General features: G+C 64.9%; 19 protein-coding genes. 6 read left to right on the top strand and 13 right to left on the bottom strand.

Features of this window, described 5'->3' with window-relative positions:
* Positions 1-67: 67 nt before the first annotated feature.
* The 3 genes from ABIA45_RS22070 to ABIA45_RS22080 all read right to left on the bottom strand — a co-directional run bounded on the left by ABIA45_RS22070 (position 68) and on the right by ABIA45_RS22080 (position 5,524).
* On the bottom strand, positions 68-907 hold the full coding sequence (locus ABIA45_RS22070) for a universal stress protein (protein WP_271541490.1): 840 nt from the start codon (positions 905-907) through the stop codon (positions 68-70).
* A gap of 118 nt (positions 908-1,025) precedes the next feature.
* The gene (locus ABIA45_RS22075) at positions 1,026-1,415 is read right to left on the bottom strand and encodes a response regulator (protein ID WP_036009791.1); all 390 of its coding nucleotides are present in this window, start codon (positions 1,413-1,415) and stop codon (positions 1,026-1,028) included.
* A complete protein-coding gene (locus ABIA45_RS22080; RefSeq protein WP_404653620.1) occupies positions 1,412-5,524 on the bottom strand; it encodes a GAF domain-containing protein in 4,113 nt (1,370 codons plus the stop codon). The genes ABIA45_RS22075 and ABIA45_RS22080 overlap by 4 nt, the downstream gene beginning before the upstream one ends.
* 255 nt (positions 5,525-5,779) lie before the next feature.
* On the opposite strand from ABIA45_RS22080, the gene ABIA45_RS22085 reads away from it, so the two are divergent.
* Positions 5,780-6,553, top strand: coding sequence for an SDR family NAD(P)-dependent oxidoreductase (locus ABIA45_RS22085; protein ID WP_404653622.1), 774 nt, complete (start codon positions 5,780-5,782; stop codon positions 6,551-6,553).
* A gap of 155 nt (positions 6,554-6,708) precedes the next feature.
* Here the strand turns inward: ABIA45_RS22085 and ABIA45_RS22090 are convergent, their stop codons facing one another.
* The 6 genes from ABIA45_RS22090 to ABIA45_RS22115 form a co-directional block, all read right to left on the bottom strand.
* Entirely contained in the window at positions 6,709-7,386 is a 678-nt protein-coding gene (locus tag ABIA45_RS22090; RefSeq protein ID WP_157284956.1) for a hypothetical protein, read from the bottom strand.
* A gap of 125 nt (positions 7,387-7,511) precedes the next feature.
* Positions 7,512-7,994 (bottom strand): transcription elongation factor GreA, encoded by a 483-nt coding sequence (gene greA, locus ABIA45_RS22095; RefSeq protein WP_157284957.1) that lies wholly within the window; start codon positions 7,992-7,994, stop codon positions 7,512-7,514.
* Positions 7,995-8,048: 54 nt separating this feature from the next.
* Complete coding sequence (locus ABIA45_RS22100; RefSeq protein ID WP_404653624.1) at positions 8,049-8,564, bottom strand: hypothetical protein; 516 nt, start codon at positions 8,562-8,564, stop codon at positions 8,049-8,051.
* 278 nt (positions 8,565-8,842) lie between these two features.
* Positions 8,843-9,181: a hypothetical protein gene (locus ABIA45_RS22105; protein WP_036009769.1), complete on the bottom strand. Its 339-nt coding sequence runs from the start codon at positions 9,179-9,181 to the stop codon at positions 8,843-8,845.
* A gap of 175 nt (positions 9,182-9,356) precedes the next feature.
* Complete coding sequence (locus ABIA45_RS22110) at positions 9,357-9,875, bottom strand: hypothetical protein (RefSeq protein ID WP_271541478.1); 519 nt, start codon at positions 9,873-9,875, stop codon at positions 9,357-9,359.
* Between the two features lie 38 nt (positions 9,876-9,913).
* A complete protein-coding gene (locus ABIA45_RS22115; RefSeq protein WP_157284959.1) occupies positions 9,914-11,461 on the bottom strand; it encodes an acetolactate synthase large subunit in 1,548 nt (515 codons plus the stop codon).
* A gap of 341 nt (positions 11,462-11,802) precedes the next feature.
* Here ABIA45_RS22115 and ABIA45_RS22120 point away from each other — a divergent pair, with 341 nt between their 5' ends.
* Both ABIA45_RS22120 and ABIA45_RS22125 read left to right on the top strand, forming a co-directional pair.
* Entirely contained in the window at positions 11,803-12,303 is a 501-nt protein-coding gene (locus tag ABIA45_RS22120; RefSeq protein WP_404546346.1) for a L,D-transpeptidase, read from the top strand.
* A 71-nt stretch (positions 12,304-12,374) separates the two neighbouring features.
* Positions 12,375-13,190, top strand: coding sequence for a DUF2927 domain-containing protein (locus ABIA45_RS22125; RefSeq protein ID WP_036036088.1), 816 nt, complete (start codon positions 12,375-12,377; stop codon positions 13,188-13,190).
* 19 nt (positions 13,191-13,209) lie between these two features.
* On the opposite strand, the gene ABIA45_RS22130 is transcribed toward ABIA45_RS22125, so the two are convergent.
* Together ABIA45_RS22130 and ABIA45_RS22135 are read right to left on the bottom strand one after the other, a co-directional pair.
* Positions 13,210-14,238: a YcjF family protein gene (locus ABIA45_RS22130; RefSeq protein WP_271541473.1), complete on the bottom strand. Its 1,029-nt coding sequence runs from the start codon at positions 14,236-14,238 to the stop codon at positions 13,210-13,212.
* Positions 14,235-15,704 (bottom strand): YcjX family protein, encoded by a 1,470-nt coding sequence (locus tag ABIA45_RS22135; RefSeq protein WP_271541471.1) that lies wholly within the window; start codon positions 15,702-15,704, stop codon positions 14,235-14,237. Before ABIA45_RS22135 ends, ABIA45_RS22130 begins: the two co-directional genes overlap by 4 nt.
* A 185-nt stretch (positions 15,705-15,889) precedes the next feature.
* Here ABIA45_RS22135 and ABIA45_RS22140 point away from each other — a divergent pair, with 185 nt between their 5' ends.
* Positions 15,890-16,585: a hemolysin III family protein gene (locus ABIA45_RS22140; RefSeq protein ID WP_036009743.1), complete on the top strand. Its 696-nt coding sequence runs from the start codon at positions 15,890-15,892 to the stop codon at positions 16,583-16,585.
* A gap of 41 nt (positions 16,586-16,626) precedes the next feature.
* Complete coding sequence (locus tag ABIA45_RS22145) at positions 16,627-17,421, top strand: SDR family oxidoreductase (RefSeq protein ID WP_128266575.1); 795 nt, start codon at positions 16,627-16,629, stop codon at positions 17,419-17,421.
* Between the two features lie 163 nt (positions 17,422-17,584).
* Here the strand turns inward: ABIA45_RS22145 and ABIA45_RS22150 are convergent, their stop codons facing one another.
* Positions 17,585-18,043 carry a MarR family winged helix-turn-helix transcriptional regulator gene (locus tag ABIA45_RS22150; RefSeq protein WP_404653629.1) on the bottom strand — a complete coding sequence of 153 codons (459 nt, stop codon included), beginning with the start codon at positions 18,041-18,043 and terminating at the stop codon, positions 17,585-17,587.
* Positions 18,044-18,118: 75 nt separating this feature from the next.
* On the opposite strand from ABIA45_RS22150, the gene ABIA45_RS22155 reads away from it, so the two are divergent.
* Complete coding sequence (locus tag ABIA45_RS22155; protein WP_404653631.1) at positions 18,119-18,895, top strand: SDR family NAD(P)-dependent oxidoreductase; 777 nt, start codon at positions 18,119-18,121, stop codon at positions 18,893-18,895.
* An 8-nt stretch (positions 18,896-18,903) separates the two neighbouring features.
* On the opposite strand, the gene mdlC is transcribed toward ABIA45_RS22155, so the two are convergent.
* Positions 18,904-20,526, bottom strand: coding sequence for a benzoylformate decarboxylase (gene mdlC / locus ABIA45_RS22160; RefSeq protein ID WP_404653632.1), 1,623 nt, complete (start codon positions 20,524-20,526; stop codon positions 18,904-18,906).
* Between the last annotated feature and the right edge of the window lie 5 nt (positions 20,527-20,531).

Genomic DNA, 20,531 nt, shown 5'->3' on the forward strand with positions numbered 1-20,531 from the left:
GCCGGTCGCTCTGTGAGGCAATGGATTTTTGCCTCACCAATGGCGACAAAACCAGGCCTTTTGTGCGCTAGTGAGCCATAAGGACGGGGATATCCGCGTGCTCCATGATATAGCTGGTCGCTCCACCGAATATCATCTGCCGTAGCCGCGTGCGGGTGAAGGCTCCTTTGATCAATAGATCGCAACCGTGTGCCCTGGCGGCATCGAGGACCGCCTCACCAGTTTCGCGCCCGTCCAGCTCAACGCTGATCAAGCTGGCCGCAATGCCATTGTATTGGAGTTGCCGAGCGATCTGACCGGCAGACGGTCCTGGCACCGCTTGGCCGCCGACAACGGTTAGGACCGATACCCTTTCGGCCAGACGAAGCAGCGGCATGGCAAATGCGTTTGCCCGAGCTTGCTCGGTACTCCCGTTCCAGTGGATCATAATGTTTGTTGCGACGCTTCTTGGTCCATTCGACGGCGCCAGTAGAACGGGCCTGCCGCTCTCAAACAGCGCGGACTCAATCGCGCGGCGGTGAGGGCCCGCAGCATCAATATCAGACCGCGCCATCACGATCAGATCGAAAGCGCGCCCATAACTTCCGACAAAGTCTTCGCCCTCAGGCGCGGTCTCCAGCCAGCCGAAGCAAGGCGGGTTCGACCCTGCGGTGGCGCGGGGAACATCATGCTTCAGCATGAATGCTTCAAAAAAGTTGCGCATGTCGTTCAGTTCGGCTTCGCTCTTCACTTGATACGAATCCAGGAGAATGCCGGTGGCCAATTCGGCGGCCGCATATTGTGGGATGCCGAACCGGAGTGGAAAACCTTCGATATAGGCGCCGGAGCGACGCGCTAGGCCTACGGCCACAGCGAGCGTGGCTGTCATCATCGGAATATTCTGAAGCGGGACCAGGAGCGTCTTCATTTCGAATCTCCGATTTTCTGACGAAGATTGACGGTGGATGCATGCTCTCAATTGGGGCGGCGTCTGCAACAGCTTCACTTTGCGAGCCGCTCTGGTTTACCACCGGCAACGGTTGCAATCATGCGGCCTGCTCAAGCCTCGCATCGATCTCCTGGCGCAGCGCGGCGAAGTCGATTGGCTTGGTCAACAGGTCGGCGGCGCCCTTCTCCAGCGCCTTGCGCTTGGTCTCGGCATCACCGTAGGCCGTGATCATGATAACCGGTACATCGGGGCGGGCCGAGCGCACGATAGGCAGCATCTCCAGTCCGCTCATTCCGGGCATGTTGATGTCGGACAGGATCAGAATCAGGGTGGCATCCGCAATCTCGGCCGCGCGCTGCAATGCCAGGGGCGCCGAGGATACAAACTCCATCAGAAAACGACCGGCGCGCAGATCGCGCCGAAACTGCTGCCGGAACAGCGCCTCGACATCGGGCTCGTCGTCGACCACCATGATATAGACGCTCAACTTCTGCCTCCGCTCTGCAATGGTGCCGCCCGCGTACGTGGCAGCGTAATGATGAACTCGGTATACTCGCCCGGCTCGGTATCGACCTCGATGCTGCCGCCGTGCTGCTTCACGATGATGTCGTGGCAGATCGAAAGCCCAAGGCCAGTTCCTTCGCCGGCCGGCTTGGTCGTGAAGAATGGATTGAATATCTTCTCTCTGACGTCGGCCGGGATGCCGGTGCCATTGTCGCGGATGCGGATTTCGACGGCGCCGCCGAGGTCTGTGGTCGTCGCGCGCAGCCTTGGCTCGAAGCCGTCGCCGGCGGCGTCCCTTTGCTTGCTGGCTGCGTAGAAACCGTTTGACACCAGATTGAGGAACACCCGGGTGATTTCCTGCGGATACAGCTCGAGCGCTCCCGCAGACGGATCGAGTTGTCTTTCAAGCGTGATGTTGAAGCCGGCTCTTTCCGCGCGGGCTCCGTGATAGGCCAGGTTAAGACTTTCCTCGAGGATGGCGTTGATGTCCGCCGCGCGGCGTTCGCCAGACCCTTCGCGGGAGTGCAGAAGCATATTCTTGACAATGGAATCGGCGCGCGTTCCGTGCTGCACGATCTTTTCCAGGTTACCTTGCAGCATGTGGATCAGCGCATCGATGTCCTGCCTTTCCGCCTCGCCCAGGCTGGCTGAGCGCAGCGCTTCGCCGAGCTCGTCGGTGAGTTCGGAGGACAGCGCAGCAAAATTGTTGACGAAATTGAGCGGGTTCTTGATCTCGTGCGCAATGCCGGCGGTGAGTTGCCCGAGCGAGGCAAGTTTCTCGGTCTGGATCAGACGATCCTGCGCATTTCGCAATTCCTCGAGCGATTGCGACAATTCCATGGTGCGCTCGCGCAGTTCATTCAGCAGGCGTGCATTCTCGATCGCGATCACGCCCTGATGTGCGAAGTTGGACACGAGCTCGATCTGCTTGTCTGTGAACGGTTTCACTTCCTGGCGGAAGATCGTGATGGTGCCAATCAGCTCATCTTCCTTGAGCATGGGCACGATGACGAGGGTCCTTGCGCCGGCGAGGTCAGCGAGCGCGCGAACATTGGGGTTGCCTTCAATATAGGGCGGCTGCGTCCTGATGTCGTCGATATGAACCGTCTGATGAGTCTTCTCGACGGTGCCGAGCCCGCTCGCGGGATGCGGGCGAATGTTCTGGTACAGCCGGGTATCGACATAAGCTTGCGGCGCGTTGTGCAATGCGACCGTGCGAAAACCGCCCTCCTCGTAGAGATTCATGGTGCCAAAGCCGGCGCCGCAAATTCGCGTCGCATTCTCCAGCATCTTGTGAAAGACAGGGGTGAGTGCGCCCGATGAAGCGCTTATGATTTCCAGCACCTCCGACGTTGCCGTCTGCCGCTCGAGCGATTCATTCAATTGCTCGAACAGACGCACATTGCCGATGGCGATAACAGCCTGATCGGCAAAGGTCTGCAGCAACGTGATCTGCTTGTCGTCGAATGGGCGCACCTCCATACGACGCAGCACGATCGCCCCCATGCTCTCGCCTTCGCGCAAGAGCGGCACACTCAAAACAGTCCGAACGTTCGAGCGAGCCGCATATTCGCGTCCTATCGGGTATTCCTCTCCATCGGGCCCAAGCAAGTCGTGCACTTGAACGGTGCGACGATCGACAATTGCCCGGCCGGTGGGCGATTTGACACTGATCGCCCGCCGGCTCCACACCACGGGAACTTGGCCATGATGCGCCTCGATGACGATATCGTCGCCATCCCTCAGAACGACCAGCGCATCATATGCCTCGCAAAGCCCGCATGCGCTTTCCACGATCGCCTTGAGCACCGGTCCGACTTCAGTCGGAGAGGAAGCGATGACCCGCAAGATATTGGCGCTGCCGGTCTGGTACGTCAGCGCCTCGGATAGATCTCGCGTCCTGGTTTGCAATTGTTCGAAGAGCCGGACATTCTCGATGGCGATCACCGCCTGGTCGGCAAAGGTCTGCACGATCTCGATCTGTCGCTGGGTAAATGGGCCCGGCTCCGGTCGCGCCAAACTGAGAACCCCGATCGAGGTGCCCTCGCGTATTAGCGGTATGTTGAGGGTCGCGCGATAGCCGCCGATTCTCGCGAGGTCGTGCCGCGAGAAGTCGGGGTCTTTCATGAGATCGGCGACATGGTCGACGCGGCCAGTGAGCGCTGCCCGGCCGCTCGGCGTGTCGCGGCTCGGCGCAAGCGGCTGGCTCTTGCGTAGCGCGACCCATTCCGGTGGGTTGTTATGGGAGGCTTCCAGGTGCAGCAACCCATCGCGAATGAGATAGATCGCGGCTCTGGGGTCGCCGCAGAGCCGTGCGGCCGAGCTGACAAGCGTCTCGAGAACATTGGGCAAATCGAACGCCGAACGGCTGATCACCTTCAGCACGTCGGCCGTTGCGGTCTGCTGGCGCAGCGACTCGCTGAGATCCTCAGTACGTTCGCGCAACTCCTTGAGCAACCGCGCATTCTCGATGGCGATCACCGCCTGGTCGGCAAATGTGGCGACGAGCTCGATCTGCTTTTCGGTGAAGGGCTGCACGCGCTTGCGGGCAATCACGATTGCGCCGATCGGCTCATTCTCGCGCAGAAGGGGAACACCGAGCGCCGTGCGTTGACCAGCGATCGTGATCGACGCCTGCAGGCCGTATTCGGGATCGGCAGCGACGTCGAGGATTTGCACCGGACGGCGTTCGAGGACGGCCCGACCCGTGACCGTGGCCCGTCCGGGGGCGATCGGATGAGCCTGCAGAAAGGCAATGTAGTCCTCGGAAAACCCGACCGCCGCTCCGGCCTGATATTCATCGCCCTCGCGGCGCATGATGAATGCCATCTCCGCTTCGCACAGCCGTGCCGCCGACTCGACCAGCGTGTCGAGCACGGTTTGCAGATCGAAGGTCGAGCGGCTGATCACTTTCAGCACATCGGCCGTCGCAGTTTGCTGCTGGAGCGACTCGGCGAGGTCGCGCGTCTTCGCCTGGACCTCATCGAACAGCCGCACATTTTCGATCGCGATCACGGCCTGATCAGCGAAAGTGGAGACAAGGTCGATCTGCTTGTCCGTGAACGAGTTCGCGGTCTTGCGGCCCAGGAATAGCACGCCGATCACTTCTCCGGACCGAAGCAGGGGTACGCCCAGAAGGGTGCGGTAACCGCCGGCCCTCTGTTGCTCGGGATAGGCATAGTCGGGATCGACCAGGACATCCGGGATCTGAACGGCCTTGCCGCACAGCAGGACGCGCCCGACCAGGCTACCGCGTCCGGGATTGAGCCGAATGCCCGCCGAGACCTTGGCCCATTCGGGCGAGAAATTGTACCGAGTTGCATGAGAGTAGGCACCATCGGCGTCCTGCCGGACGATTGCCGCCATGTCGGCGCCACACAGCGACGCCGCCGATTCCGTCAGCGTGTCGAGAACCGTCTGCAGATCGAACGCGGAGCGGCTGATGACCTTCAACACATCCGCGGTCGCGGTCTGCTGCTGCAGGGATTCCCGCAAATCGTCGGTACGCGCCTGCAGCTCGTCGAACAGCCGCGCGTTCTCTATGGCGATGACAGCCTGGTCGGCGAAGGTCTGCAGAAGCTGCACGTGATGCGGAGCGAAGGCCCCCGGCTCCGCTCGCGTGACGCTGATCATGCCGATCACCGTGCCGCCTGTCGCGAGCGGAACGAACAACATGCTGCGAAAGCCGCGGGCACGCGCGATGAACTTGATGTCATTCGTCAGCGCTTCCGTATCGGGGGTCGGCACCACCTTGCCGGCCTCTGTCCTCGCAAAACTCTCGAAATCGGCGATCGGACGCGGAAACATCTTCTTCAAGGCTTCATCGGCGGCAGAATTCGTCGGCGTGAACGCCGCCAAGTGGGCATTGCCGTCGATGAAGCGGAATACGGTCGTCGAAAAGCCGCCGAGCAAGGCATTTGCGCGCCTCGCGATAGCATCGAATACCGGCTTTACCTCCGATGGCGAACTGGCAATGATCTTGAGAATGTCCGCAGTGGCGGTCTCGCGATCTTGTGCGGCGCGCAACTCGGCCAGGAGCCGCGCGTTCTCCTGCTGCAATTCCGCCACAACGTCCTGAGGAAGCGCGGCCATGATGAAAATCCACGTCGCCAGCCGGTTCGCGGCCGACGTCAAAATTCAATCAAGAAAGCGTCGGGATTATTCCACCATCAGGTGCTTCCGACCAGACCTATCGTGAGTTGATTTTCAATCGACTGCGCGTCGATTCGCCTCCACGATCTGCGGCAAGGACAAAGGGGGGCGGCTGGAAATGGTGAGCGACGAGCCGTATCTGAAATGATCCGCGGGGGCGGTAGATTGCGTCCTGAAACAGCCTGGGAGAACCGCATGGCGACCATATTCATCACGGGCAGCACGGATGGCCTCGGCCGGGCGGCGGCGCAATCGCTGCTCGATCAGGGGCACCGCGTCGTGCTGCACGCGCGTTCGGCCGATCGTGGGGCAGCCCTCGGCGGGCTCGCGTCGCGTGCGAAGGGATTGGTGGTCGGCGATCTCAGGAGCGCGGCGGAGACGCGGAGCATCGCCGACCAGGTCAATGCGATCGGGCGCATGGATGCGGTCATCCACAATGCAGGCGTCTACATGCGGCCGAGCCGCGGGTCGACGCCGGAAGGCCATGCGGAGACGCTCGCCATCAACACGCTAGCGCCGTTCATGCTGACGGCCCTGATCGCGCGGCCGGCCCGATTGGTCTATCTCAGCAGCGGATTGCACCGCGGTGGAGAGGGCTCGCTCGACGATCTCGATTGGACCAAGCGGACGTGGGACGCGGGCACGGCCTATGCCGAGAGCAAGCTGCACGTCGTCGCGCTCGCCTTCGCACTGGCGCGACGCTGGCCCAACGTCCTCTGCAACGCCGTCGATCCCGGTTGGGTGCGGACGAAAATGGGGGGCGCAGGCGCCCCGGTCGATATCGACACCGGGCAACGCACCCAGACCTGGCTGGCAGTCAGCGACGAGCCCGCGGCCCTCGTGAGCGGGCGCTACTGGCATCACCTCGAGCAGCAAGCGCCGGCCCGTGAGGCGACGGATTCGAGATTTCAGGACCGGCTCATCGGCAAACTGAGTGAGCTGACGGGCGTCGAGCTGCCGGAGGTGTGACGTTCGATGTATCCTCGTCATTGCGAGCCAACGGGTCCGCGCGAAGCGCGGCCCCGATGACAGGCTCCACGAAGCAATCCAGAATCCTTCGCGGAAAGACTCTGGATTGCTTCGTCGCAAGGGCTCCTCGCAATGACGGTGGAGAGAGCGGCGCCTCACATCGCGCGCTGTGGCCGCCAGGCCGTGTAGAGACCGATCAGTGTCCCCATGGCGACCAGCGCGGCCGCCAGCAGCACCTGCAATTCGCCATCATCGGTGGGGCCGATGGACGACACCAGCCGGGATACGATGACGAACAGAATGCCCACTGCGGCCGCGGCCCCCACGCAGAGATAAGCGAGCTCGCGCGTCAGGCTGCGGCCGAGCAGTCCGAGCGCGGTGAAATACATCGAGCAGGCGTTGGGATGAACGAACAAGGCAATGCGCGCATAGCGGCCATAGGCGTCAAACAGCGACTCGCATCGGCGCAGGGCCGCCTTCGAGGCCACCCGCTGCAGAAACGGCCTGAAGAAACGCGCCTGTCCATAGCTGAGAACGGCGCCCAGGATGATGGCGAGCCACGCCGCGAGGAAGACGGAGCCATCCACGGCCTTCGGACTGAGCGCCACGGACATCAGAATGAGGGCGGTGCCGGGAAAATAGCCGAAATACGGGAAGACCGCTTCCACCAGCACGCAGGCGAACATGAAGGCTGGAAACCATGCCGACCCGGCCGCGCCATGGACGATGGCGTTCAGGTCGAACAGGCTCGTCCTGTAGAGAACGAGGTACATGCACATGGCGAGGCCCGCCAGCGCATAGAACGGCAAGGCTCCAGACAAAAACCGTCTCATCCAATCATCAACTTCGTTTGGCGGAGACGACGGCCTCGCGCTGTTCCGGATCATGCTTTAGGCGAATGGGATTGCTGCTGTCGATGGCGCTCTTTGCCACGCGAACTTCCCCGGGGTGCCCGCCTCTAGGCAATCGACAGAATCTCGATCTCCTGCGCGCCAGAGCCGACGACGTCGCCGACCGCCTTGCCCATCAGCGACCGCGCGACCGGCGCGACGAACGAGATCGAGCCGGCCTTGGGATCGGCTTCGTCCTCGCCGACGATGCGGTAGGTCTGGACGCGGCCGTCGGCGCGGCTGAAGCTCACGGTGCTGCCGAAGGCGACGATCTCGGTCGCGACAGGATCGGGCATCACCTGCGCCGTGCGCAAGCGTTCGGTGAGATAGCGGAGATCGCGCAGGGGCACGGCGGACTGCCGGCGCTTCTCGTTGACGTCCTCGATGGCTTGCGCGGCTTCATAGGCCGCCCGCGCTTCGGCGAGCTGCGCCTGCAATGCGTTGAGGCCTGCTTCCGTCACGAGGTTCGGATGCGGCGAGATCGGGCGGTCCGGCAACAGCGTCTCGGACGCGGTTTCGGCGCTCTCTTCCTTGGTGAAGGCGACGCTCAATTGAATATCCTGTCGAACTGTTTCGCATGCGACGCCATGGCGCCGACGACGAGATTATATCTCAAGTTCGACGAAACGGCGGAGCTTGAAGACGAGGTCCGGCACGGCCTGGCGGAACCGGGTTGCGTTCTGGAAACTGGTGGAGAACGGCGCGAAAGTGAGCATCGCGTTCCAGTGCCGGTAACCATAGACCGTGACCGAGACGCCGGAACTCGGGAAGTTGTCCAGCTTGCGCAGCTCGCCGAGCACGAGATCGGCGATCGCCTCCGCCGGCAGCAGCCGCTTGCCGTCACGCGTGGTTGCGATTTGCGCGGGCGGCTCGGCCGGCTCGGCGGCCGCCGCTGCGGCATCGGGCGCGCTCTCGGCTTTGGCCGCATCGGATCCGGACTCGGACTTGGACTCGGACTTGGACTCGGACCTGGACGTCGCGGCCGGCTCCACGGGATCCGCCGGAACGATCGGCGGGACCTCGGCGAGCGGAGGCGGTGCAACAGGGTCTGCGCGCTTGTTGCCTCCCAGGATGCTGCTGATCATGGCCACAAGGCCGGCATCCTTCACCTCGTCGCTCATCATTCCCCCCGGGCTTCGGCCTACTCTAGCACCGCTCGCGCAGACCGCCACCGGCGATGTGGCAGGGCTATCGCACATGGGAGCTCTTCCCTTGCGGCCATCCTTCGAGACGCCCGCTTTGGCGGGCTCCTCAGGATGAGGTCGGAGTGCGCGGCAGCAGCTTCAACGAGCGCTGGTGCCGCAGAGCCTCATCCTGAGGAGGCGCGTAAGCGCCGTCTCGAAGGACGAGGCGTGCGCGCCGGCCGCGCCACAAGTCATAGGCGATAGCGTGCGATCCGTTACTGCTTAGCGAACGGAATGTATTGGTGGTATCGCTTGGGCACCGAGCTGCGGTAGCGCGCCGGCACGGTGCCGGTGTCGACCGAATGATCGATCTCCTGCTGGCGGGTCATCTTCTTCTTCGCCGGCTTCTTCGACGCGCTCTTCTTGCCGTCAGTAGGCTGGCTGGACGTGTCGGTGGTCGCGCTTGGCGCTGTGGTCGTCGCAGCCGGCGCAGTGCTTGTCGCGGCAGGCGCAGCGGTTCCGCCCGTGGCCGGCGCGCCCTGCGCCAGCGCGAGCGGCGATTGCATCATGAGCATCAGCGCTGCCGTCGCAGCCAGCAAATATGATTTCTGCATCAGAACCTCCAAAGTGCCTGATCCGAATGAGCCAGCGTAGGCCTCCGGCATCGACGCGTGCAAGTCCGCCCAAGATAGGCCTGATCGCACGCCGAAACTGTGGTGGGGGTCACACTCCCGGCATGGTCTGCCTCACGACCTCGCAGCGCGCGCAGGTGCGCAATGGCGCGCTCGGCTATGCGCGAGCTGCGCGGCCGGCCTCCTCCAGTCGCGAGGCGAACCAGCGTGACAGCGGCTCGTCGACGGCACCGCTGACATAGACCTCCGACATCGTCACATGTTGCCTGTCCAGCACCAGGAGCAGGCCGATCCAATAGGGAAACCAGACATGGACGTCGGTCAGCGCCCGCAGCTTGTGCTGGTCGTGATCGAGCGGTGTGTGGTTGCTCGCCTTGCGGATCTCCACGGCGAGCAGATTGTTCGGGATCTCGCGCTGATGCACGACGACATCGGGGTAGATCGACTTACCGAGATGGTCGTCGGTCGAGATGATGGTGCCGTGCGGCAGATGCAGCGTGCGCTCGCCGAGCCGGTCGTAATTGCAGTCGACCGACCAGCCCGAAAACTGCTTCTCCAGATGCACGGCGAAACGGTGCGTGACCGCCCGCTCGCCGACGTCCTTCTCGAACAGGAAGCCCTCGTGGGCGTAGAAGTCCCTGACAGAAGCGATCACCTTGTTCAGCTCGGTCTGCATCGTGCCTCCGGGCTCACGGCGCTCTGTCTGCTGCCGCCCTACATCTGAACTTCGATCAGGCGCGGGCCGGGCTCGGCGACGGCCTCTGCCAGCGCCTTGTTGAACTCGTCGGCGTTGGTGACGGCGCGGCCGGGAACGCCCATGCCTTTGGCCAGCGCCACGAAGTCCAAGGTCGGGCGGTCGAGGCGGAGCATGTCGTTGGCGCGCTGGCCGGGCTCGCCGGCGCCGACATTGTCGAACTCACCGCGCAGGATCTGGTAGATGCGGTTGGCGAACACGATGGTGACGATGTCGAGGTTCTCGCGTGCCTGGGTCCACAGCGACTGGATCGTGTACATCGCGCTGCCGTCGCCCACCATGGTGATCACCTTGCGGTCCGGGCAGGCGATCGCGGCACCGATCGACAGCGGCGTCGAGAAGCCGATCGAGCCGCCCATGTTCTGCAGCCAGTCGTGCGGGGCGGCCGCCGCCGTCGGCGGGAAGAAGCCGCGGCCGGTGGTGAGGGATTCGTCGACCATGATCGCGTTCTCGGGGATCGCACAGGCAATGGCCTGCGCGATGGAGGCGAAGGTGAGCGCGCCCGTCGGCTTGACCAGCTCCTGCAGCGCCTGCGGCTTGACGTCCCTGGTGCTGGCCTTCACGGCGCCAGCGAGCGCCTCGAGCGCGGCGACCGAATTCTCGCCCCAGGAGGTCATGCGATGCACCTCGCAGCCCTGCGGCTTGAGCATGCTCGGCTTGTTCGGATAGGCGAAGAACGCCACGGGGTCGTCGGACTCGACCAGCACGATGTGACGGAATTTCGCCAGCATCGGCAGGGCCTGATCGATGACGTAGTGGATGCGGTCGATCGAGAAACGGCCACGGCCGCGCGCCATCTTCGGACGGAAGGTCGGGCCCATCACCGTGCAGCCGGTCTTGCCGGCGATGCGCTCGGCCAGGGCCAGACCCTGCGCGCTCAGCGCGCTGCCGGTCATCAGGAGCAGCGTGCCTTCGCCGTCGCCATGCAGGATCTTTGCGGCCTGCTCGACCGCCTGCGGCGAATAGCTGGCGCGCTGCTGCTCGGCCGGAACCTCGGCGATGCCGTCGGCCTCGTTCCAGGCGGTATCGGCGGGCAGGATCAGGGTCGCGATCTGCGGCGGCGCGCTTTTGGCGGCGGCAATTGCCGCGGCGCCGTCGGCGGCGACCGATTTGGCATCCGGCGAGGTGCGGACCCAGGACGACATCGGCCGGGCCAGGCCTTCGATGTCCGAGGTCAGCGGGGCATTGTAGCCGATGTGGTAGACGGCGTGCTGGCCGACGATGTTGACGATGCCGGAATTGGCCTTCTTGGCATTGTGCAGATTGGCAAGGCCGTTGGCGAGGCCGGGGCCGAGATGCAGCAGGGTCGAGGCCGGCGTGCCCTTCATGCGGAAATAGCCGTCGGCCGCGCCCGTCACCACGCCTTCGAACAGGCCGAGCACGCAGCGCATGCCGGGGACACGGTCGAGCGCCGCGACGAAATGCATCTCGGAGGTGCCGGGGTTGGTGAAGCAGACGTCCACCCCGCCCTTGACCATCGTCCGCACCAGGCTTTCCGCACCGTTCATTCTGTCTGCTCCCGCAACCGGCATTTCCAGCAATCCGTTCGATCAATCATTGTTCGCGCCGCCCGTCAAAGCAATAGCGGGCATTGCGGCCCTGCCCCGCGTGGTGAGACGCGGATTTGGCTAACGCTTTCCAGCAAATTGGCGCAGTTGCGATTTGGTAACGTCAGTCGTTAACGATGCGACCCTCACGGGCCCGTGGCTTGCGAAACGCGCGCAAATATGGCCTCTGGGTCCGGTTGAATCGATTTTTTCTGGGGGAGATGATGATCCGGTTTTTTGCCGCTCCGATGGCCGCAATGGCGCTGCTGCTGGCTGGCGCAACCGACGCGTCCGCGACGGGGATGATAGACTTCACGGGCACCAGTTCCACCAGCTATATCGGCCGCGGCGGCGCGAGCCCGATCCCCCGCACCACCGTCATGTATAACGGCACCTACGCCCCGGGCACCGTCGTGGTGAACACCGCCGAGCGGCGGCTCTATTTGGTGCTCGGGAACGGGCAGGCGCTGCGCTACGGCATCGGCGTCGGCCGCGACGGCTTCCGCTGGGCCGGGGTGCACAGGATCACCGCCAAGAAGGAATGGCCGGACTGGACGCCGCCCTCGCAGATGCTGGCGCGCCGGCCGGACCTGCCGCGCCACATGAAGGGCGGCATCGACAACCCGCTCGGCGCCCGCGCCATGTATCTGGGCTCGACGCTGTATCGCATCCACGGCTCCAACGAGCCGGAGACGATCGGTCAGGCCGTCTCCTCGGGCTGCTTCCGCATGACCAACGACGACGTCACCGACCTCTATAGCCGCGTCTCGATCGGCACCCCGGTGGTGGTGCTGAACAACTGACCAGGAACCCGCGCGGCGCGTGAATTTGCGCTCTTGTGCACGCGGGGCGAATGCGGCAGCGTCACAGCACGATGAGCGCATTCGTCCCGCCCTCGCCCGGCTTTCGCTTCGCCCTGCTGGCCCTCGCGACGCTCGCCTGCGCGCCTGACATCGCACCCATGGCTGCCGCCGGCGAGCTGCCCGCGGTGTCCTCGCGCCAGCGCGCCGAGAAGAAGAGCTTCACCGACGGCGAGATCATCGAGGGCTTCCTGAAGACGGCATTCGGCGCCGAATACCATCTTGCCGGCCGCGTCGACCGCATCCGCAAGTTCGACGGGCCGGTGCGCGTCTACGCCGAGAGCGACCGCGAGGATCGCAAGACGCAGCTCGCCAAGGTCGTGGCCGACATCGGCAAGCGCGTGCAGCATCTCGACATCGCCATGATCGACACCAACGAAGCGGCGAATGTGCGCGTGAAGCTGGTGCGCGACCGCGATCTGTTCCGCACCATCTCGAGCTTCTACGGCGCCGAGAAGGCGCGCGAGATCCGCTCCTCGCTCGATCCGCAATGCCTGTCCGGCTTCCGCAAGAACGACAATTTCGAGATCGAGCATTCCGACGTCATCCTCACCGTCGACAACGGCGATTTCACCTTCCTCGATTGCGCCTATGAGGAGCTGCTGCAATCGCTCGGGCCGATCAACGACACCACGAGCGTGCCCTGGACCATGTTCAACGACAACGTCTCGATGGGCTATTTCGACGTCTACGACCAGTACATCCTCAACCTGCTGTACGATCCCCGCATCAAGGCGGGCATGACCGTGGCGGAGGTCAAGGCCGTGCTTCCCGCCGTCCTCAAGGACGTGCGCGCTTGGGTGAAGCGGGCGAATAATCTGAAGGAGTGAGGCGGTCCAAGGGAGCGATCTACTCGTCCCCGTCCTTCTTCCGCAGCAGATCCGTCGCCAGATCCGACAGCTTCGGCGGCGGCAGGGCCGCGAACGGCAGCGGCCGCGTCACATCGATCGCGGCCAATCCCAGCCGCGCCGTCAGCAGCCCGTTCAGCACGCCTTCACCCAAGCGCTGCGACAGCTTCGCCGCGATGCCGTGGCCGAGCATCTGCTGCACCAGGCTGTCGCTCGCGGCCATGCCGCCGGTGATGGCGAGATGGGCGATGACGTGGCGAAGCAGGCGGATCATGCCGAGCGCGCCGGGACGGCCGCCATAGAGATAAGCGAGCTGGCGGATCAGGCGCAGCGCCGCCACGAACACGAACAGCACGTCGATGGCGGCGCGCGGGCTCACCGCCGTCACGATGGAGACTTTTTGCGCGGCCGAGGACACCAGCCGCCGCGCCTCGGCGTCCAGCGGCGACATCAGCTCGCGCTCGGCGAGGCGGATCATGTCGGCGCCGTCGATGATCTCGCCGGCGTGGCTCTCCAGCGTCGCGCGGGCGCGCGCCAGCTGCGGATTCTGGTGCGCGATCTTGAGCAGGTCCTGGACGATGACGCGGCTCTCCTTGCGATCGTCGCTGGCCAGCACGGAAGCTGCGCGCTGGTGCAGCTTCTCGATGGTCGCAAGGCGCGCGAGACCGAACGCCTCGCGTCCGATCACCACGGCAAGCGCCAGCGCGGTGACGGCGGCGAAGGCAAGCCCGACGAAGCCGAGTGTCTCGTTGCGCGCGAACAGATCCTCGATCAGGTGGACCACGCCGAGCCCGGTGCCGAGCAGCGTCAATCCGGCGAGCCCCGACCAGAACAGCGTGCCCCAGGGAAAGCCGCGCCGCGCCGGGACTGCGGCTTGCACCGGCACCGGCAGCATCGCCGGATCGGGCTCCGGCGTGATCTGGATGGTGACGCGACCGAGACGGCCGGTCTCATCGGCCTCGGCGACGACGACGCCGGGATCGTCGAGCCGGAACGTCGCCGGCCGCCGTGGCTTGGATCGCTCGGTCATGACAGCTTGTCTCCGATCAGGAACTGCAAGGCACGGTCGAGGCGGATGTGTGGCAGCGTCGGCTCTTCGGCACCCTCGCGTTCGAGCTTCGGCGGGCGGAAGCGCAGGAAGCGGAAATCGCTGTTCCCGGCCGCCGCCGTCGCGAGCCCGCGGAACGCATCCGTGCCGTTGAACAGCGGTTCGGGATCGAGCGGAAGATCGCCCGGAAAGGTCGCAACCTCGGTGTTGCCGTCGAAGAACTCGCCCCCGGCGCTTTCGCCCGCGGCGGGTGTTCCGAGGATCGACGGCAGCTTGTCGCGGCCGTGCGCCACCTGCGCTTCGCGCGTGGCGCGCACCGCGGCCAGCGCCACGACGTCGATCGCCGCGCCGGTGTTTTCCGCGCGCGCGACCGCGCGCGCGACCGCGCGGCGCAGCACGGCCTCGAGCCGGTCGTGGCTCGAATGATGCAGATGATCCGCCTTGGTCGCGGCGAACAGGATGCGGTCGATGCGCGGCCGGAACAGGCTGGAGAGAATCGTGCTGCGGCCGGTGTTGAAGCAGTCGAGAATGCCTGATAGCGCGGCTTCGAGATCGTGCAGCGCCTCGGGGCCTGAGTTGAAAGCGGAGAGCGCGTCGGCCAGCACGATCTGACGGTCGAGCCGCGCGAAATGATCTCGGAAGAACGGCCGCACGACGACGTCCTTGTAGGCTTCGAAGCGCCGCACCATCATCGCCCACAGCGATCCCTCGCCCGCCTGCCCGACAGCAGGCACGTCCAGCGGCGCAAAGGTCAGCGCCGGCGTATCGGCGAGATTGCCAGGCATCAGGAAGCGGCCGGGCGGCAACAGGCTCATCGCAAAGCGCTCGTCGCGGCAGGCGCGCAAATAATCGGTGAAGAGCTTTGCGGCCGTCAGCGTCGCCTGCTCGTCCTCGCGCGATTCGGGCTTGAGCGTTGCGAGATGACTGTGCCACTCGGCCGCGAGATGCGCGCGCGGCGCCTCGCGCGACAGCGCCAGGCTCTCCGCCGACCATTGCTCGTAGCTCTTGTGAAGCAGCGGCAGGTCCAGCAGCCATTCGCCGGGATAGTCGACGATGTCGAGCGTCAGCGTTCGGTCGGCGCCGTTCGGGCGCTGGTAGTCGATCACGAGCCTGAGCTCGCTGATGTCCACGGTCGAGCTCGGCCAGCGCCGTTCCTCGATCAGCGCGCGCAGATGGGTCTCATAGGCAAAGCGCGGCACGGCATCGTCCGGCTGCGGCGCCAGGTGCGCCCGCGCGATCCGGCCCGAGGCATAGGCCTCGAACACCGGAAACCTGCCGCCGCGCGTCAGTCCATGGATCAGCGCGGTGATGAATACGGTCTTACCGGCGCGCGACAGACCGGTGACACCAAGCCGCACCGTCGGGTTGAAGAAATGCTCGCCATAGTCGATCAGCGCCCGCGCCGACAGCCGCGCTTCCTCGACCATATCCTGGAAACTGAATGCCATATGAACGTGAGGGGATCTCGGGCGAGGGATACGCAAAACGGATTAGTCACAAAAGTGGCAATTGCCTGAAGAAATTCAAGCTTTCATACTTCCACCGCCTTTCTCGGCAAATCAGCCGTTTGAACGACCCGCCGGTCCCGAAACACCCATCGAGAGGGCATTGCCTCGAGCCTTTGCGGATTGCCATGACCGTCTTCCAGTTGAAGCAGCTTGCATCCTCTTCCGTCCACGCCGCAGCCGACGCGATCGGCTGGGACTACGATCGTGCCGAGCTGATCGCCGACGGCATCGTCCACGGGATCGGCGTGCTCGCGGGCATCATTGCCGCGACGGTGCTGGTGGTGCTGACGGCGGTCTATGCCGACGCCACCGACATCGTCGGCGTCTCCGTCTATGTCGCCGGCCTGCTCTCGATGCTGGTGCTGTCGGCGACCTATAATCTCTGGCCGGTCTCGCCGGCTAAATGGCTGCTGCGCCGCTTCGACCATTCCGCGATCTATCTTTTGATCGCCGCGACCTACACGCCGTTCATCCTGGAGCTGAAGGACAGCGTGTTCGCGTTGGTGCTGCTGGCCGGCGTCTGGTGCGTGGCAATCCTCGGCATCGTGCTGAAGCTGCTCTATCCCGGCCGGTTCGACCGCGTCTCGGTCGGCATCTATCTCGCGATGGGCTGGAGCGGCATGATGCTCTACGATGCCGTGGTCAGGGCGTTGCCCACGCTGGTGCTGGGCTTCATCCTTGCCGGCGGCCTGCTCTACAGCTTCGGCGTGATCTTCCACGCCTGGCGACGGCTGCGCTTTCAGAATGCGATCTGGCACGGCTTTGTCTTGGCCGGCGCGGCATGTCATTATACCGCGGTGCTCGACCTCGTGTTGAGCTGAGAAGTTTCCGCGAAGCGGTATAAGACGAGAGGAGACGTCGCATGCAGGTGACCGGCAAGGTCGTGGTCGTCACGGGCGGCGCAAACGGCATCGGCAAGGCGCTGTGCGAGGCCTTTCACAATGCGGGTGCGGCCAAGGTCGTGGTCGCGGACATGGACGCCGCCAATGCGCGAGCGGTCGCGGCCATGGTCGATGGCGCCGCGTTCAAATGCGACGTCGCGCAGGAAAAGGACATCGTCCACGTCATCGAGGAGACCGAGCGGCAGTTCGGCCCGATCGCGCTGTTCTGCTCCAACGCCGGCATCGGTGGCGGCTTCGATCCGATGTCGGAGAATGCCGGCGGCGCTTCGGACGAGCCGTGGCAGCGCAGCTGGGCGATCCACGTCATGGCGCATGTCTATGCGGCACGGCATCTCGTCCCCCGCATGAGGGCGCGCGGCGGCGGCTATTTCCTCAACACCATCTCGGCCGCGGGCCTGTTGTCGCAGGTCGGCAGCCCGGCCTATTCGACGACGAAGCACGCGGCGGTCGGTTTTGCCGAGAATCTCGCGATCTCGCACAAGGCCCACAACATCAAGGTCTCGATCCTCTGCCCGCAGGGTGTCGACACCAACATGCTGCGCTCGATTCCCAAGGGCCCGCAATCCGGCGACGGCGACCTGACGCCCGAGCAAGTGGCGAAAGACGTGCTCGCCGGCCTCGAGCAGGAGACGTTCCTGATCCTGCCGCACCCGCAAGTGCTCGGCTACATGCGCAAGAAGACCGAGAATTACGACCGCTGGATCGGCGGCATGGCCAAGATCCAGGCGCGGATGCGGGAAGAATTCGGGAAGTGACCGTTAGGTGCTCCCACGCTAGACGCTGTCATGCCCCGCGGAGGCGGGGCATCCAGTATGCCGCCCCCGTCGGCTCAACCACAACCGTCTCAGAGTACTGGATCGCCCGCCTTCGCGGGCGATGACACCGAGCGTGTAGGAGCAGCTTCAGCAACCTCGCGCATCACACCACCGCCACCGTCTCCCCCACCCGGCTCGCCCGCAGCGCGCGCGCATAGAGCATCATGCCCTCGCACACCGTGCGCTGCTCGGCCGGCGTCAGCGCCGCTAGCGCGCCGCGCACCTGCTGCCGGCCGAACGCATGGAGGGCCTCCAGCGTGCGCCGGCCCTTCGCCGTCAGCGATAGCAGCTTGCTGCGCGCATCCGCCTCGTCCGGCGTCTCCTTGAGCTCGCCGCAATCGATCAGCTTGCGCACCAGGCGGCTGACGCTGGATTTCTCCAGCCGCAGGAAATCCCCGAGCTCGCCCGACGACATCGGACCGCGGATGCCGATCTCCAGGATGGTGTGGACCGCCGAGGGCGGATAGCCCGAGGCCGCCACCGTGGCGTCCATGAAGCCGAGTTCGCGCACCATCAAGCGCGAGGCGGCGCGGATGTCGTCGATCAGCGAAAGCTCGGCCATCTTGACTCCCGGCATATAGTTGTATCATACAACTATATGCGCGCAACGGCGCGCGCAAGTGTCTTGGAGCGGACCATGAGCGGAGCTTTGCCGGCAGGTCAGCGGATGAGCGGCAAGGTCTGCCTGGTCACGGGCGGCGGCAGCGGCATCGGGCGCGCGACGGCGCTGCGGATGGCTGCCGAAGGGGCGGAAGCGGTCGTCGTCGCCGGCCGGCGCGAGGCCGAGATCGAGGCCACCGCCGCCGCGTGCCGCGAGCTCGGCACGGAGGCGATCGCGCTCAAGACCGACATCACTGAGGATGACGAGGTCGCGCGCCTCGTAGCCACAGCCGTCGGGCGCTGCGGCCGGCTCGACGTCGCTTTCAATAATGCCGGCTTCCAGGAGCGCCGCGCGCCGCTGGAGGAGCAGGGCACGGAGATCTACGACAGCGTGTTCGACACCAATGTCCGCGCGCTGTTCCTCTGCCTGCGCCATCAGTTGCCGGCGATGCTGGCGCAGGGGCGCGGCAGCATCGTCGTCAACACCTCCGTCAGCGGGGTGCGCAATCCCAATCCCGGCTTTTCGCTCTACTCGGCCTCAAAGGCCGCCGCAATCTCGCTGACGCGCTCGGCGGCGATGGAGAACGCGCCGCGTGGCATTCGCATCAATGCGATCGCGCCCGGCCGCGTCGTCACAGACATGATGCTGCGCGCCGGCGTCGGCGATGTGGCAACGGTCAGTGCGGGATTGCCGCTGCGGCGGATGGGCAGCCCGGAGGAGGTCGCCGAGGCGGTGGTGTGGTTGTCGTCGGATGCGTCGTCGTATGTCGTCGGGCATGTGCTCGCGGCGGACGGAGGTTTTTTGGCGTCGTGATGACGCCGTCAATGCTTCTGCCCGTACAGCACCGGCACTGCGGAATCCACGACGACCTCGACGAGACTCGTGCCCGCATACGCCATGCCGCGCTTCAGCGCTTCGCCCAGCTCCGCAGCCTTCGTCACCCGCACCGCATGGCAGCCCATGCCCTCGGCAAGCCGGACAAAATCGATCCCCGGCAGTTCCAGCCCCGGCACGTTGCGCACCTGCATCACCTGGCTGAACGAGCGCATCGCGCCGTAGCCGGAATTGTTGATGACGACGATTGTGAGCGGCAGCTTGCGCTGCGCGGCGGTCCAGAGCGCCTGGATCGAATACATCGCCGAGCCGTCGCCGATCAGGCACACGGTGCGCTGCTTCGGCTTGCCCAGCGCCATGCCGACCGCGGCCGGCAGGGAGTAGCCGAGGCCGCCGCTCGACATGGTGTAGAAACTGTCCTGGCCGCGCATCGGCAGGAATTTTTGCATCGCCGGCCGGTGCGAGGGCACTTCCTCGACAAGTGAAGCGCCTTCCGGCATCGCCTGCGACAGCGAATGCAGCAGGAATTCGACCGGCAGCGGATCGGCAGGCTGCGGCGCCGGCGGCAGCGTGCGGCCCTTCGGCGCGGCGCGCTTGCTCTCCGGCAGCAGGTCGAGCAGCAGGCTCAGCGCCGGCTTCATCGTCGCGATGATGCTGGTGCCTGATGGCGTCACCGCGGCGGCATCCGCATCATCCGTGATCTGGAAGATGGTCGCGCCGCGGTCGAAGATCGCGGCATGGCCCTCGACATGGAAGGTGAACACCGGCGCGCCGATGACGACGACGACATCGTGCTCGCGCAGCGCGTCGGACAGTTGCGCCGGCGAGGCATGCAGAAAGCCCGCGAATTGCGGATGCCTCTCGGGGAACGAGCAGCGTGCAGAGAACGGACTAACCCAGACGCTCGCCCTGGTCTTCTCGGCGACGCGCACCATCAGATCCACCGCGCCGGCGCGATCGATTCCAGGGCCGACGACGAGCGCAGGGTGTTTGCTTGAGGCGAGCGCCGCAACCAGCGCCTTCATCGGCTCCAGCTCAGGGCCGATCTCGCGGCTCACTTTGCGCGCCTCGACCGGCGCGCAGGCATGGGCCCAATCGTCGATCGGGATCGACACGAAGGTCGGCCCGCACGGCGGCTGCATCGCGGTGTAATAGGCCCGCGCGATCGCGGCGGGCACGTCCTCCGGCCTTGCCGGCTCGACGCTGTATTTCACATAAGGCCGCGGAAACTCGGAGGCGCGCTCGGCATAGAGGAAGGCCTGCAAGGGCAGGATCGAGCGCGCCTGCTGGCCTGCGGTGATCACAAGCGGGGTCTGGTTGCGATGCGCGGTGTAGATGTTGCCGAGCGCGTTGCCGACGCCGGCCGCCGAATGCAGGTTGACGAAGCCGGCATTGCGCGTCGCCTGCGCATAGCCATCGGCCATGCCGACGGCGGAAGCTTCCTGCAGCGCCAGCACGTAGTCGATATCGTCGGGCCAGTCGCTCAGGAAGGGCAGCTCGGTCGAACCAGGGTTGCCGAACACCCTGTCGATGCCAAACGATCGCAGCAGGTCGAGCGTCGCCTGCTTCACGGTGACGGACTTGCTGCCGGTCTTGCCGTTCTTGGACATCGATT

This window comes from Bradyrhizobium sp. USDA 336, from assembly GCF_044908355.1.
Classification (GTDB): Bacteria; Pseudomonadota; Alphaproteobacteria; order Rhizobiales; family Xanthobacteraceae; genus Bradyrhizobium; species Bradyrhizobium yuanmingense.